At 69.1% G+C, this 15,271-nt stretch carries 8 protein-coding genes; 6 read left to right on the top strand and 2 right to left on the bottom strand.

Going from position 1 to position 15,271, the window contains the following annotated elements:
- Positions 1-44 precede the first annotated feature (44 nt).
- The 3 genes from NM961_RS11955 (at position 45) to NM961_RS11945 (ending at position 5,531) form a co-directional block, all read left to right on the top strand.
- The gene (locus NM961_RS11955; RefSeq protein ID WP_255914593.1) at positions 45-1,238 is read left to right on the top strand and encodes a hypothetical protein; all 1,194 of its coding nucleotides are present in this window, start codon (positions 45-47) and stop codon (positions 1,236-1,238) included.
- A gap of 127 nt (positions 1,239-1,365) precedes the next feature.
- A complete protein-coding gene (locus tag NM961_RS11950) occupies positions 1,366-3,438 on the top strand; it encodes a hypothetical protein (protein WP_255914591.1) in 2,073 nt (690 codons plus the stop codon).
- A 59-nt stretch (positions 3,439-3,497) separates the two neighbouring features.
- Positions 3,498-5,531, top strand: a complete 2,034-nt coding sequence (locus NM961_RS11945; RefSeq protein ID WP_255914590.1) for a hypothetical protein — start codon at positions 3,498-3,500, stop codon at positions 5,529-5,531.
- Positions 5,532-5,912: 381 nt separating this feature from the next.
- On the opposite strand, the gene NM961_RS11940 is transcribed toward NM961_RS11945, so the two are convergent.
- On the bottom strand, positions 5,913-8,300 hold the full coding sequence (locus tag NM961_RS11940) for a penicillin acylase family protein (protein WP_255914589.1): 2,388 nt from the start codon (positions 8,298-8,300) through the stop codon (positions 5,913-5,915).
- A 52-nt stretch (positions 8,301-8,352) separates the two neighbouring features.
- Positions 8,353-9,309, bottom strand: a complete 957-nt coding sequence (locus NM961_RS11935; RefSeq protein WP_255914588.1) for a LysR family transcriptional regulator — start codon at positions 9,307-9,309, stop codon at positions 8,353-8,355.
- 133 nt (positions 9,310-9,442) lie between these two features.
- Here NM961_RS11935 and NM961_RS11930 point away from each other — a divergent pair, with 133 nt between their 5' ends.
- The 3 genes from NM961_RS11930 to NM961_RS11920 all read left to right on the top strand — a co-directional run bounded on the left by NM961_RS11930 (position 9,443) and on the right by NM961_RS11920 (position 14,950).
- Positions 9,443-10,075 (top strand): RNA polymerase sigma factor, encoded by a 633-nt coding sequence (locus tag NM961_RS11930; RefSeq protein ID WP_255914587.1) that lies wholly within the window; start codon positions 9,443-9,445, stop codon positions 10,073-10,075.
- A 174-nt stretch (positions 10,076-10,249) separates the two neighbouring features.
- Positions 10,250-11,863, top strand: coding sequence for a serine/threonine protein kinase (locus tag NM961_RS11925; RefSeq protein WP_255914586.1), 1,614 nt, complete (start codon positions 10,250-10,252; stop codon positions 11,861-11,863).
- A gap of 90 nt (positions 11,864-11,953) precedes the next feature.
- Positions 11,954-14,950: a CHAT domain-containing protein gene (locus NM961_RS11920; RefSeq protein WP_255914585.1), complete on the top strand. Its 2,997-nt coding sequence runs from the start codon at positions 11,954-11,956 to the stop codon at positions 14,948-14,950.
- Positions 14,951-15,271 lie beyond the last annotated feature (321 nt).

Raw genomic sequence — 15,271 nt, 5'->3', positions numbered from 1 at the left:
GCTACGTCATCCCCCCATCGCCATCCCCGAACCGAGGAACGTCCGTGAAGACAGTCCATTTCGTCCGCGCCCTGAGCCTGCTGCTGCTCGGCGGAATCAGCACCGACCTGCTGGCTGCCCATGCCGACTGCAGCGTGGCCGGCGGCACCCTGCTCAAGTGGCCGGCGACCGGTCCCGCCGTATGGGAAATGTGCTGGCTGTCGCCGGCGCAAAGCTCGGGCGTGCAGGGCTCGGGCCTGGAAGTGCGCGATGTGCACTACAAGGGCATCCTGGTGGCCAAGCGCATCCACTCGCCCATCCTGTTCGCCGAATACCGCAACGGCGCCGGTGGCAACTGCTACCGCGACTGGAAGGACGCCAATGCGCGCTTCGCCGCCACGCCGGCCGTACGCAACCAGCTCGGCGTGCCGGGCAGCTTCGTCGCCACCACCACCTGCGATGTCTCCAAGAGCGCGACGGCCTCCCACGGCAGCTGCCCGTTCAGCAATCTCTCGCCGAATCCGTTCACCAACGCCGACTGCATGAATTCCGGCGTGGCGATCGAGGACATGACCAATCAGAAAATCCCCAGCGAAAGCTATGTGCTGCTGACCACGCAGTACTCGGCCAGCTGGTATCAGTACGCCAGCCGCATCGCTTTCTACGCCAACGGCGACATCAATCCGGAATTCGGCTACGGCAATTCCAACGGCACCTACAACAACGTCACCCACTGGCATCACAACTACTGGCGCATCGACTTTGACATCGACGGCGCCGAGCATGACCAGATCTCCGCCAACGGCGTACTCAAGCCCACCGAATTCACCGACCTGCGCAGCCTTACCGGCGGCCCCGACGGCGGGCCCACCCACTGGGAAGTCAGCGACTCGGTGCAGAACTTCGGTTACCGTGTCACCTCGGGCGCCAGCGACTACACGCCGGTCAACGAATCCGGCCGCGGTCTGCACCTGGCTGATGTGATCGGCACGCGCTTCATCAACAACGAGTATTCCGACAAGGTCGACAACAACCTCAACGACTGCGAGATGGCTGCCACCAACCTCGCCAACGGCGAAAGCATCGCCGACACCGACGTGGTGCTGTATTACACGGCCAGCGTGCGCGATTCCACCGCCAACAACTGGCCGACCTCGGCCAATCCGGTGCCGCAGGACTCGATGGTGTGCAAGAAGGTGGGCCCGCTGATCACGCCGGTCGGCGACTGGCCCATCTTCCGCGACGATTTTGCGGGATGAGTGCAGGTTTCAGGGGATTGGAAACGTCGTAAATTTTCAGAAGGACGGCCGGCGCGGCGTAAAGCCGCGCCGGCAGTGCCAGGGATAGTGCCTGAGGCAGGCGTGCAACTGATTGCCGAGGCTTGCAATGAACAAACTGTCCCACGCATGTCTGCTGGCCCTGGCGCTGGGGGCGCTGTCGGCGGCGGTGCCCGCGCTCGCCGGCGAGACTCCGGCGATGCAGACCTGGACCGCCTTCGGCGGCGACCTGGGCTTCATCTGGAACGAGGATCTGCTGCGCGATCTCGGCGTGTCGATCAAGGATCGCGCCGGCGTCGGCCAGCCCGACGCACGCGGTTTTGCCGCCGTGCCGCTGAGCGGGCAGACCGGGCTCAGCTTCGCCGTGACGCGGACCAATTTCGACCATTTCACTGAAGGACGCCTCAGCCTGCGCGGCGGCTTCCGCCTGCGCACGCCGGACGGCGAGCTGTCGCTGATCGACGCTGCGCTGCAGCCGCGTGCCGGCGATGCGCAGACCCTGGACCTGGTCGATAGCCAGGGCAGGACCTGGTTCTATCTGGACAAGCTGATGTACGCCGTGTCCGACGACGGCCGCGTGATCGACGTGCAGACCATGGACCTGCGCCTGCATCCGGATCTGGCCGCGCGCCTGGGCAAGCCCCAGGCTGCCGACTGGGCGGTGGCCCAGCTGCGCATGAACCTGGACGTGCGCGCGCGCAACGGCGAGTACATCCGTGTGGAACGCGGCACGCCGGTATGGCCGGGCATGCCGGTGCCGGAAGCGCCGGGGCAGACCTACCAGGCCGACGTGTTCATGCTCAGCTTCAGCGCGCAGTTTTCGCGCTGCACCAGCTCGCTGGCCAATCCCAACCTGAGCTGCGACGGCCCCGGCGGCGCCACCGACGGCTATGCCGTGTTCACGCCGTCCTCGACGCTGCGCAACAATGTCAACAATGGAACGCCGGCCGTCACCGTGCCCGGCGATCCCAACGGCACCAGCAGTGCGCTGTACACCGCCGACGTGGCCTGGTACCGAAAATTCACGGCGGCGCGTCCGCCCTACGACAACGACCAGCATCCCAACCTGATCTGGAACATCTACCGCATCGACAGCGCCGGCCGCATCGAGCAGATCGGCCGCTCCGGCATGAAGCACGCCTTCGTCACCACCAACGGCGGCTGCGCCTCGGGCCCGGGCAGCGGCGGCAGCACCGGCAGCATTCTCGGCCGCTCCTGTTCCGACACCTACGGCACCGGCAACAACGACAGCAACAACGACCTGGGCCCGCGCAGCGAGCTGGTGCCCAATACGGTGCAATGGGGGCGCTGCGGCTCCATCTTCGACAAGGGCTGCGACCTCGTCGCCGATGCCAGCAACGGCAATACCAACTACAGCCAGCGCCTGATCGTGCGCGAATCGCAGCTGACCCAGCCCGGCAGCACGTATCTGTTCGAGTCCTGGTACATCGTCCGCGACGACATCAACATCTACAACACGATGTCGACCAAGCCGGTGACCTTCAGTTTCAGCGGCAGTGGTCCCTGGAGCATCGGCAACGGCACGCCGACCCTGCTGGGCCCGGCCATCAACCGGTGGATGGATCCGGCCAGCAGCGATCCGAACAAGAAGAATGTCGAGATCGACAGCCCCGAAGGCCATGCCCGGGTCGCCGTCGCGGTCACCGCCCTGGGCAAGGGCCAATGGCGCTACGACTACGCCGTGATGAACCTGGACTTCGCCCGCGCCCGGACCAGCGGCACGGACAAGTACAGCGACGACGCCGATCCGCAACAGCGCTTCCGCGTGATCCACAACATGGGCTTCGACCGCTTCAGCGTGCCGCTGCCGGCGGGCGCCAGCGCGGCCACGCTGGAGTTCAGCGACGGCGACCTGGATGCGGACAACGACTGGAGCGCCGCCATCGCCGATGGCCGTCTGACCTGGAGCGCACCGGCCAATCCGGCCCCGCCTGCGGACGTGCCGGCGGTGCGCAACACCCTGGACTGGGGTACCTTGTACCGTTTTTCCTTTGTCAGCAATGTGGCGCCGCAGGCGCGCGCGGTCGATCTGCACGTGGCCGAACCCGGCACGCCCGAGGCCGGCCGGGAGGGCTTCAAGCCGGCACACTACAGCGCTACCGTGCTCGGGCCGGAAGCGCCGGACGCGCTGTTCGCGGATGATTTCCAGCCCCCCGAGTGAAACTTCCGCGCGGCGGTGCCGAGCCGCCGCGCGGTCCTCTCTCTTTTCTGGATGAAGCGATGAGACCGATGTTGTACCGCAGCCTGTTTGCTCTGAGCCTGGCCGCCCTGGCCGGCGCGGCCTGCGCCGCCGCGGAAACCCCGGCAACCGCCGAAATTCCGGCGAACTGGACCGCGCTGGGCGGCGAACTGGGCTTCATCTGGAATACCGACCTGCTGCGCGACATCGGCATCACCTCGCTGACCGCCGACGCGGAGCGGCGCGACCGGCGCGGTTTCACCCTGGTGCCGCTACGCGATCAGGCCGGCCTGCGCTTCGCCGTCAACCGCCTCAACTTCGACCACTTCATCGATGGCCGGCTCACCCTGCGCGGCGGCTTCACGCTGACCCTGCCCGATGGCGCGATCTCGCTGGCCGACGCCAGCCTGCGCCCGCGCGCCGGCGATGCGCAGACGCTGGATTTGGTCGACGCCCAGGGCAATACCTGGTTCTACCTGGACAAGCTCATGTACGCGATCGGCCGCGGCGGCCGCACGCTGGAAGTGAAGACGCTGGACCTGCGCCTGCACGCCGACCTGGCCCGGCGCCTGGGCAAGCCGCAGACGGCCGGCCTCACCGTGGCCCAACTGCGCATGCAGCTGGACGTGACCGCGCAGAACGGCGAGTACATCCAACTGCGCGGCAACCCGCCGGTATGGCCGGGCACAACGGTTCCTAACGCGCCGACCCAGCACTACCAGGCCGACGTGTTCATGCTCAGCTTCTTCGGCCAGTACTCGCGCTGCACTCGCAGCCTGGCCAATCCCTTCCAGTCCTGCGACGGCCCCGGCGGCGCCACCGACGGCTATGCCGTGTTCACGCCGTCCTCGACGCTGCGCAACAATGTCAACAATGGAACGCCGGCCGTCACCGTGCCCGGCGATCCCAACGGCACCAGCAGTGCGTTGTACACCGCCGACGTGGCCTGGAACCAGATGTTCAGCGGCAGCTACCCGCCGTATGACAACGACCAGCATCCTTATCTGATCTGGAACCTCTACCGCCTCTATGACGGCAAGATCGAGCAGATCGGCCGCTCCGGCATGAAGCACGCATTCCTGACCACCAACCAGGGCTGTTCCGCCTCGCCGGGCAGCGGCGGCAGCGACAGCCATATCCTGGGGCGCTCCTGTTCCGACACCTACGGCACCAGCAACAACGACAGCAACGAGGATCTGGGCCCGCGCAGCGAAGTGGTGCCGGCGACGGCCGAGTGGGGCCGCTGCGGCTCCATCTACGACAGCGACTGCGATCTCAACTGGAACCCCGGCGGCAACAACGACTACAGCCAGCGCATGATCGTGCGCGAATCGCAGCTGGCCCAGCCCGGCAGCACGTACCTGTTCGAGTCCTGGTACATCGTCCGCGACGACATCAATATCTACAACACCATGGGCACGCTGCCGGTAACCTTCTCCTACAACGGCCTGTGGTCGCTGGAGAACGGCACGCCGTTCCGGCTGGGCCCGGCGATCAACCGCTGGGTCGATCCCGCCGCGAGCGCGCCGGACCGGCGCAATGTGGAACTTTCCAGCCCCGAGGGCCGCGCCCGCGTCGCGGTGATCGCGCAGGCCGCCGGCGCCGGCAGCTGGCGCTACGAATACGCCGTGATGAACTTCGACTTCGCCCGCGCCCGCACCCAGGGCACGGACAGGCACGGCGACGACGGCGATCCTGCGCAGCGCTTCCGCGTCATCCACAACATGGGCTTCGACCGCTTCAGCGTACCGCTGCCGGCCGGCGCCAGCGCCGCCCAGTTCGAATTCTCCGACGGCGACCTGGACCCGGCCAACGACTGGACCGCCAGCGTGGCCGACGGCAAGGTCACCTGGACCGCGCCGGTCAACCCCACGCCGCCCGCCAATGTGCCGCCGGTACGCAACCCGCTGAGCTGGGGCACGCTGTTCCGCTTCCGCCTGGTTGCCAATTCCGCACCCGCCGACGCCGCACTGGACCTGCACGTGGCCGAAAGCGGCACACCCGCTGCCTATTCCGTCACCGTGCTCGGGCCGGCGGCGGTGGATGCGATCTTTGCCGATGATTTCGAGGGTTGAGCGGGGCGGGATTCGAGATCCGGGATTCGAGAATCAGGAGTCGGGAATCGGGAATCGCGGGGCATGTGCGGCGGAATCCGAGATTCCCGCCAAATGAATTTACCGGCTTCCGCCAAGAAACAGCGGGAAGCTCCCTCTCTCCCGAGCTTGCTCGGGGGAGAGGGCTGGGGTGAGGGGGCAACGATCAACGCGCCTCTCCGTTGGATTTCCGGTGAAATCGTCAATCCCCGAAGATCAGCACAAAAGCCAAAACGCCTGACCGGCTAAAGTGCCGCTCTCGTCCAACTTCCCGGCGCATACAGAAAGCGCTTGGGGCCGGGGCGAGGGGCGATGCCGTAGTTGCCCTCTACGTTTGCATTCGTGCGGAATATTTCAACACCCCTATTCCCGCTTCACCAGCCTCAACTCGTGAACCGCAGCCCCCGGCAACAACGGCGTAGGCCGTCCCCGTACCCAGTCCTCGTGCCCCGCACCATGGAACGGCGACAGCGGATGCCCGCTCTGCCCGCCGGGCATCATCAGGAAACTCGCGGCCTCGCGGCCCGGAGCGATGGCAAAGCGCTCGGAGGCGCCGAAATCCGGCCCCTGCACCCGCGGCATGAACGAGTCGCCGGGCAGCGCCTGGGCCGGCATGTCGAGGTATCCGGCGAGGAAATCCGGCAGCGCGCGCGACAGCGGATGGCGGATGCGCGCCTGGTTGCGCCGGCCCCAGCTGGCCTGGGCCAGCGGACCGGCTGTGGCCAGGTCCTTGGCCGCATCGCGCGCAGCGCTGAGCAGCAGTGCGTTCCAGTCGCCGTGGCGCGGATCCAGCAGGTGCGGCGGACGCGCCTGCAGCAGGGCCCAGACCGGCGCCTCGTAGGTCTGCGCCGAAGGCAGTTCAAAATCCGCGAAACGTGACTTGACCGCGGCTTCAAACGGCGCCAGCGCCGCGGCGATCACGCGGCGGCGGAATTCGCGCACCAGCAGGTAGTCCACGGCTTCCACGCTCGCGCGGCCGCTCCAGCTCGCGCTGAGGCGCTTGAACTCGGCCAGTTCGGGCTCGCTGTTCGGCGCCAGGGTGGCGCTGAGCAGTTCATGCCAGGGCGCGAGGAACAGGGCGCGGTCGTCGAGCTGGATGGCGAGCAGGTCGGCCGGGGTGAAGCGTTCGTGCGCGAGCAGGCCATCGCGGATCTGCTGCTGGCGCGCGCCGAGGTCGTAGCCGCCGTCGCCGACCAGGGCCAGCCAGGGTGCATCGGCCACGCGCGCATTCGCCGTCCACAGGCGCGCCTGGGGCGGATCGAGGATCTGCGGGAAATCCTCCGCCTCGGTCCAGCCATTCCAGCCGCGGCCGGGCTCGCTCCAGTCGGCCGGCAGGCTGGGGTCGTAGCCTTCGCGCCGGGGCAGGGCGTTACCGGTCAGGGTCCAGCCTATGTGTCCGGCGCTGTCGCCGACGACGAAGTTCTGCACCGGCATGCCCATGCGCGGCGCCAGGGCCAGTGCCTCTGCTGCACTGTGCACGGTTTCCAGTTGCAACAAGTTCAGATTTACTGCGCGCGGCTGGTGCGCGGTCCAGGCCAGGGCCAGCGGCGTACCGTCGGTATCGCTGGCCAGCAGCGGCCCCCAGCGGGTTTCCTCCACCGTCAGGGTTTCGTCGGCGCCGCCTTTGACGCGCAGGGTTTCCACATGCCGCTGCAGCGGTTCCCAGCCCTGCGGCGTGCGGTAGCGCGCCGGGTCCTGCGGATCGCGCTGCACGCGCACCCAGTCCAGCCAGTCGCCGTAGGAATTGGTATAGCCCCAGGCGATATGGCCGTTGGAGCCGGCCAGGAAGGCCGGCGTGCCGGGCAGGGTGACGCCGTTGAGATCGACCTCACGGCTGGCGTCGCGCGGATCCGGATAGCGCAGGCGGGCGCGGTACCAGATGTTGGGCACGCGCAGGGTCAGGTGCATGTCGTCGGCGACCAGTGCGGCGCCATCGGCGGTGAGCGCGCCGGCGACGGCGAAGTTGTTGCTGCCGGGCAGGGGATCCTGCTCCGGCGGCAGCAGCGCGTATTGCCGGCCGTCGCCGCCGCCGCTGCCGCGGCCCTGGCGCAGGTCGAATTCCTGCGCCGTGGGCAGCGGCGCGGCGGCCAGGGCCTCGCCGCGCAGCGGTGCGTCCCAGCGCGAGCCGGGCTGCACCAGGAAGCGGTACAGCGCCTCGGGCACGGCGGCCTTGAGCCGGGCCAGGTTGAGTTCGCGCTTGTTGGCGCCGTCGCCGTTGAGGTCGAAGAACATGGCGAACATCACCAGGGCTGAATCCTCGGCCTGCCAGGGCGCCGGCGCGGCGCCGAGCAGCAGGTATTCCCAGGGCCGCACGCGCAGATCGTCCAGCCCGGCGTTGACGCCCTGGGCGTAGAGCGCCATCTGTTCGCGCTGCTCCGGCGCGAGCCCGGCCAGCGCGGTGTGGGCGCGGCTGCGGAAGCGGTGTACGCGGTGGCGCCGGTCCAGCGGCAGCGCTGCGGCGCCGACCAGTTCGGCCAGCTCGCCCGCGGCCGAGCGGCGCAGCAGGTCCATCTGGAAGAAGCGCTCCTGGCCGTGCACGTAGCCGAGAGCGAAGGTGAGGTCGCGCCGGCTGTGCGCGCTGAGGGTCGCCGTGCCCAGGGCATCGCGCTCGATCCGCACCGGCTGCTGCACCGCCGCGGCGCGCTCGCCGTCGAGGCGGGCAAGGCTGCCCCAAAGCAATGCGGCGGCGGCGCCGAGCGCGGCGACCAGCAGGACTAGCGTGTATTTCAGCAGACGGCGCAGGATTCGCATGGAGGATCCCGGAAACGGTTAGCGGGCAGGGGAAAAGCCTGAGCCAGGAAATTTACTGCTGCGCGCGCTGGCGCTGGCGCGACTGCGCCGCCATCAGCGCATCGTCGGCCACCGCGCCGCCGGCCGGCACGCCGATACGGTCGGTGCGCAGCAACGGCGGGCAGTGCAGCAGCAGGGTCTCAATCACCGCCTGCTGCAGCCGTGTGTAATAGGGCTGGTGGTGATAGTGCAGGAATACCGGCACCTCGAACGGGCGGAAGCCGGGCACTACGCGCACATCCATGTCCGGGCGCAGCAGATGCACCGGCACCACGGCGCGGCCCACGCCTTCGGAGACGGCGTCGATCAGGCCGTAGATATCGTCGAAGTAGGCGCGCTCCATGCGCGGCACGGTGGAGCCGGTCTGGCTGAGGAAGAACTTCTCGGTGAAGTTGTCGCGCGGATCGTGGTCGATGTAGCAGGAACCGCGCTCGCTGTAGCGCGAGGATTCGATCAGCACGTCGCGCTCAATGCCGATCTGCACGTTCTCTATGCCGGCGCGCTCGCATTCGGACAGGCTGATGCAGAAGTCGACCTTGCCGTCGATCAGCATTTCGTGCAGCACCTCGACTTCGGCCTTGAACGCATGGCAGGACATCTTGGGATTGGCCCGCAGCAGATGGCCCAGCGCCGGCAGCACGATGGGGCGCAGCGCCGAGGAGAAGGTGACGATGCGGAAAAAGCCGGCGATCTGGCCGGTGCGCTCGCCGACCAGGCTGGCGAGCAGCTCGGTTTCCTGGTGTTCCAGCGCGGCGCCGTAGCGCTGCAGGATGCGACCGCTCTCGGTCAGTTCCAGCGCGCCGTACTGGCGGATCAGCAGGGACTGGCCGAGCAGGGATTCGAGGTTCTGTATGCGCTTGGTCAGCGCCGGCTGGGTGATATGGAGCAGGTCGGCGGCGCGCGAAAAGTTCAGCTCGCGCGCGAGGACCAGGAAGGATTCCAGCAGCGGTGAGGAAAGGGGAAGGCGCATCCGATTGGCAGTCCACGCATGAACTTGCGCACACTATAACTTCAGGTTATCGGCGGATATACAGCTTTCATTGGTCGGCGCCGGAAGGCGTGTGGCATTGTACAAATCGGGGCTAACTACGGGTGAGGGTGCGATGTCCGCTTCCAGTCTTGCACAGGTTCTTCCGTTCGGCCGCCGCAATGGCGAGAGGCCGGCGGCAACGGGCAGCGAACCGACCGAGGTACTGATCCGCCGCGTGCGCTCCGGCGAAAACGTCGCCCGCGATGCCCTGGTACGCCGCTTCCTGCCGCTGCTGCGGCAGTGGGCCCACGGCCGCCTGCCGCGCGCCGCGCGCGACCTGCACGAGACCGAGGACCTGGTCCAGCTCGCCCTGATGCGCGCCCTGCGCCAGATCGACCATTTTGAAAGCGAAGGCCCGGGCAGCTTCCTCGCCTACCTGCGCCAGATCCTGCTCAACCAGGTGCGCGACGAAGTGCGCCGCCTGATGCGCCGGCCCGAGTCGGCCGAGATCGACACCGAGATGCCGGATACCGACCTGCCCTCGCCGGTGGAGCAGCTGGTCGGCCACGAACGCCTGCGTGCCTACGAATCGGCCCTGGCCAGCCTGCCCAAGCGCCAGCAGGGCCTGATCGTGATGCGGCTGGAATTCGGCATGAGCTATCCCGAAATCGCCACCGAGGTCGGCAGCACGCCCGACGCGGTGCGCGTCATGGTCGCCCGCGCCCTGGTCCAGCTGGCCACGGCGCTGAAGCCGCACCAGGCCTGAGCGGCCGCACGCCGACGGCGGCGCCGTTCCATGCCGCGCCGCCGCGTCCGCCCGCGACCTGCTTCGCGCGTTTTGCGTGACGTACGTAACACTTTTCCGCCCCGACATGTTCTGATGAACCGCCCGCCAGCGTTAGAAGGTGGGACGCCCGCACAGCACGGGCAGGGGGTGTTGATGGCAGGCGACAAGCAGGATCTGGAGCGGATCGCCGCCGGCATTGCCGACGACGCGGCATTGGACTGGCGCCTGCTGGCGCGGCTGGACGGCGACGACGCCGATGCCGGCGACGGTCTGCGCGAGTTGTCGCAGCTGGCCCAGGTGTTCCGCGGTCTGCAGATACGGCCGGAGCGTTCCAGCGCCAGCCGCGTGCAATTCCGTTTCGCCGGCCTGGATGTGCTGGAGAAACTCGGCGAAGGCGCCCAGGGCGAAGTCTGGCGCGCCTACGATCCCATGCTCGACCAGGAAGTCGCGCTCAAGCTGCGGCGCAGCGATTCCGATGCGCTGTCGCACCAGTTCCTGGCCGAAGGCCGGCGCCTGGCCAAGCTGCGGCATCCGAATATCGTCAGCGTCTACGGCGCCGCCGCCCAGGACGGCCGTGTCGGCCTGTGGACCGAACTGGTGCGCGGCCGCAGCCTGGCGGAAGTGCTGGAAAGCGAGGGCGAATTCAGCGCCGCCGACGTGGTGCAGGTCGGCATAGAACTTTGCCGCGGCCTCAGCGCCGTGCACCGCCTGGGCATGGCCCACGGCGACGTCAAGGCGGAGAACGTGCTGCGCGACGTGAGCGGGCGCATCGTGCTGGCGGATTTCGGCGCCGCGCGCGAATTCGAGCGCGACGGCCTGTTCGACGCGGTATCCGGCACGCGCCAGTACCTCGCGCCGGAAGTGCTGGCCGGCGACAACCCGGGGCCGGCATCCGACCAGTTCGCGCTGGGCGTGCTGCTGTACCGCCTGCTCACGCGGCGCTATCCCTATACAGCCGACGATCTCGACCAGCTGCGTGTGCAGCAGCTCGCCGAGGCGCGCGTGCCGCTGCGCGACCTGCGGCCGGACTTGCCGCGCAGCCTCACCCGCGCGGTGGAGCGCGCGCTGGCGCCGAATCCGGCGCGGCGCCACGCCGGCGTGCTGGTGCTGCTGGCGGCGCTGGAAGCCTCGATACGGCCCTGGCGCATGCAGGCGCTGCACTGGGCCGGGCTGGCGGCGGTGCTGTTGGTCGGCGCGGCCGCGCTGCTGTGGCAGCTGCGGCCGGTGCAGGAGTTCAAGCTGGAGAGCCGCTTCTACCGCGACGGCGCCGGCACGCGCGAACCGCTGCAGGACGGCATGCCCATCGCCCTGGGCGACAAGCTGCGGCTGGAGATCGCCGCGGCCCAGCCGACCTGGATCTACGTGTTCAACGATGACGGCTCGCCCGAGCCCACCGTGCTGTATCCGCTGCCCGGCGTGGCGCCGGGCAATCCGCTCACGCCCGGCACGCGCTGGCAGCTGCCCGGTCACGATGGCATCACGGGGCTGAGCTGGCAGGTGGACAGCGAAGCCGAGCGCGAAACCTTCGTCGTCATCAGTTCACCGAAACGCCTGAGCCAGGTCGAGGACAGCATCGCCCAGTGGCGGCACGTGGTCAGTCCCGACAATGCCCTGGTCGCCCGCGGCGTGGGCCGGCTGGCCCCGGCCACCGCGCCGGTGCCGGGCGAAGGCGTCAGCCTGGCCGCGTTGCTGCAGCGGCTGGGCTGCGACAAGGCGGAGGCGGCGCTGCGTTGTGAGCGCTTCGTGTTTCCGCACGCGCCGCGTTAGGCGAAGATTCCCCCGGGGAAACACGGCTTCCGGCGACGGCACGCAATCCTGCGCTGCCGCCGCGGCCTGCCGCCCGCCCGAGGATTACTGATGCCGCGCCGTCCGCTATCGCTGCTGCTGTTGCTCCTGGTTCTGTTCGCGCCGCTGTCGCAGGCGGCCTCCGTCACCGAACGCCTGGACAGCCTGATTCCGCGCGAAGCCTATGCCGAAGCCAAGGCGGTAGGCCTGCCCGCGCTGGCCGATGCGAAGGAACACGATGCCGTCGTGGCACTGCTGTTCAACCTGGCGCTGGAAAGCCCGCCGGATTTCAGCGAAGCCGAATGGACGCCCTGGCGCGATGAACTCGACCGGAAGCGCCGCGCCGTCGACGGCCCCCAGGCGCGTTCGCTGGCCACGCTGGCCATGTGGCGCGCGCAGCAGGCCTGGCAGAAACGCGACGTGGAAGGCGCCAATGCCGCCGTCGCCGAGGCGCTGCAGTTGCTGCGCGAAGGCAAAGGCCGCATCGCGACGGTGGAACAGGTCTATGTGCTGGCCGTGGCGGCGCAGCTGCGCGGCATGCAGGGCGGTTATGCCGAGGGCAGCCAGCTCGCCGACGAGGCAGTCAAGCTGCTGCCCGCGCCGCGCAGCATGCTGGAACGGGTGCGGCGTCTGCGCGCACTGTATTTCTACAGTCTGTTCGAAGATCGCCTGGGGCACTACGAGACCGCCATCGCCACCGCGCGCCAGGGCATAGCCGAAGCCGATCAGTTGGGTGTGCCCAACAACGCCTTCCGCCGCCGCCTGGTCGGCGCGCTCAGCGAAAGCCTGATCTCGCGCGGCGACTTCGCCGCGGTGCGCGAGCTGATGCGGCCCGAACTGGAACGCCTGCGCCGCCTGCCCGATGCCTCGCCGCGGGACCTGGCCATGGTGCTGGGCCATCTGGGCGAGGCCGAGCGCCAGCTCGGCGACCGCGAGCAGGCGCTGCAGCTGTACCAGGAATCCGCCGCGCGCGCGGCCACCGATCCGGGCCTGGTCGCTTCGGGCAGCTACGCCGCCATACTCGGCAATCTCGGTTCGCTGGCCTACGAGATGCAGCGCTATGCCGAGGCCGAGACGGCACTGGTGCAGAATCTGGAACAATTGGAAAAAATGTTCGGCGGCGACAGCCTGCGCGTGGTGCCGCCGCTGACCGTGGCCGGCGAGATCGCACTGGAGCGCAATCTGCCGGACGAGGCGGAGAACCGGTTCCGCCGCGTGCTGGCCATCGTCGCCACCCAGCTCGGCCCGCAGCATCCCGAGGGCGCGCCGGCCCTGCGCGGCCTGGCCCGCATCAGCCTGCGCCGCGGCGACGCGGTCCAGGCAGCGGCCCTGCTCAAGGGCGCGCTGGCGCAGCAGGAAGCGGCTATCGGCACCGAACATCCGCAGCTCCTGAGCTGGCGCTGCGACCTGGCCGATGCGCTGGCGCAGAGCGGCGACAAGGCGGGCGCCTTCGCCAATGCGCTGCTGGTGGAACAGCGGCGCAGCCGCCTGGTCGGCGCGGTGGCGCCGGTGCTCGGTGAAACCCAGGCACTGGAATTCAAACGCGGCCTGGGCCGCTGCAGCGAACGCCTGCTGGCCCTGGCCGCCGGCGGCGGCGATGCGCAGCAGGTCAGCGCAGCCTGGAACGAGATCGCCGCGGCGCGCGGCCTGGCCACGCGCCTGGCCGGACAGCGCCTGGAGGCGGCGCGCCAGGGCCTGCAGGGCGAGGAAAAGCAGCGCTGGGAACAGTGGTCCAAGGCTGCCTTGTCGTATGCCGATGCACTGCGCGGCGGCGCCGATGCGGCCACCCTGGCCGGCCTGCGGCGCGAACTCGATGCTGCGGTCGAAGCACTGGGCGCGGCCACGCCGCTGCTGCCGCTCAAGCGCCGTCCGCTGGCGGAACTGCTGCAGTCGCTGCCGGCGCAGGCCGGCCTGGTGGCGTATGCGACCGGCGCGGGCGCGAAGGCGCCGCACCTGTACGCCTTCGTCGCCGAAGCCGGCGCGCTGCCGCGCCTGCTCGACCTGGGCGAACAGGCCGCCCAGGACGCCCGCGCCGAACGCTGGTACCGGCTGATGCGCGAACCCGGGCGCGAGGACGAACTGCGCGCAGCCGGCCAGGCCGTGCGCCGCGAGCTGTTCGACGCGCTGAAGCTGAAGAATCCGGGCGGCCGTCTGTTCGTGATCGCCGAAGCCGGCGTGCACCGGCTCAATTTCGCCGCGCTGCCCGATGGCGAGGGCTTTCTGATCGAACGCGGCCTGCGCACGCATCTGCTGGAGACCGAGCACGATCTCGCCGCCGCCGCGCCGGCGGGCGAACGCCGCCACCTTCTGCTGCTGGGGGTGCCGGAACTGGCCCGCGCCGACAAGAGCGACCTGGGCCGGCTGCGCGGCAGCTGTCCCGAACTCGACGAAGCCTTCGCCGCCCTGCCCGGCGCAGAGCGCGAGATCGACACGCTGGCCGAGGTCTCCCGCGCCGCCGGCCGCGCTGAAGTCACCGCGCTCAAGGGCAGTGCCGCCACCGTGGCCGCGCTGCGCCGCAGTGCGCCGCAGGCGGGAATCATCCACTTTGCCACGCATGCTTTTGAAATCGGCGCGAGCTGCGCGCAACAGGCCGCCGCGGTTCGCCGCGGCGTGGGCCTGCGGCGCGACGATGCCGGCGCGGCGGCCAGCGCGCGCGCCGCGCTGGCGCGCGAAGCGGGACTGGTGCTCAGCGGCGAGGGCGGGAGCAACGGCCTGCTGCTCGGCGCCGATGTGAGCACGCTGGCGCTGGACGGCGTCGGCTGGGTGGTGCTGTCGGCCTGCGATACCGGGCTGGGCGCGCGGCTGGACGACGAAGGCGTGTTCGGCCTGCGCCGCGCATTCCGCCTGGCCGGCGCACGCACCGTGGTGATGAGCCTGTGGCCGGTGGACGATGCGGCCACGTCGGCATGGATGGAGGCGCTGTACCGCTCGCGGCTGGAAAAAAAAAGCGACACCGTAGACGCCGTCGCGGCGGCGGACCTGGCCGTGCTGGACGCACGCCGGCAGCGCGGAGAGTCGGTGCATCCGTTCTATTGGGCCGGCTTCGTAGCCAGCGGAGATTGGCGCTGAGGCTGGCGCATTGTGTTGCGGGGCGCCGGCGGTGCGGTGCTCAGAGCGCTGCGGCCGGGATGCGGGTTGCGGTTGCCGGTCTGGGCGCTGATCTGTGTCGCTGATGGTGAGTGCTGATCGGGAGTGCCGATCGGGAAAGCTGATCGGGAGTGCCAATCCGAGCTGATGATCCGGGGTGGCGACTTGAGGTGAATATCTGGGTTGAAGCGCCGGGCTGGCGCTCCAGGTCGCCGATTGCGCCTGGACTGGACCCTCTCACCAAGCGCGTTTACGCGCTTGGTGAGAGGGTTGGGTGAGGGGGCGGCGCTTCAGTTTGCGAAG

Source organism: Tahibacter harae, assembly GCF_024437735.1.
Classification (GTDB): Bacteria; Pseudomonadota; Gammaproteobacteria; order Xanthomonadales; family Rhodanobacteraceae; genus Tahibacter; species Tahibacter harae.
The sequence above is the reverse complement of the archived record's forward strand: the minus strand, read 5'-3'. Positions and strand labels throughout refer to the sequence as shown.

Coding starts and splice junctions, on each gene's coding strand:
- NM961_RS11945 (WP_255914590.1), top strand. CDS start 3,498: ATGAGACCGATGTTGTACCGCAGCCTGTTTGCTCTGAGCCTGGCCGCC.
- NM961_RS11950 (WP_255914591.1), top strand. CDS start 1,366: ATGAACAAACTGTCCCACGCATGTCTGCTGGCCCTGGCGCTGGGGGCG.
- NM961_RS11935 (WP_255914588.1), bottom strand. CDS start 9,309: ATGCGCCTTCCCCTTTCCTCACCGCTGCTGGAATCCTTCCTGGTCCTC.
- NM961_RS11920 (WP_255914585.1), top strand. CDS start 11,954: ATGCCGCGCCGTCCGCTATCGCTGCTGCTGTTGCTCCTGGTTCTGTTC.
- NM961_RS11940 (WP_255914589.1), bottom strand. CDS start 8,300: ATGCGAATCCTGCGCCGTCTGCTGAAATACACGCTAGTCCTGCTGGTC.
- NM961_RS11930 (WP_255914587.1), top strand. CDS start 9,443: ATGTCCGCTTCCAGTCTTGCACAGGTTCTTCCGTTCGGCCGCCGCAAT.
- NM961_RS11925 (WP_255914586.1), top strand. CDS start 10,250: ATGGCAGGCGACAAGCAGGATCTGGAGCGGATCGCCGCCGGCATTGCC.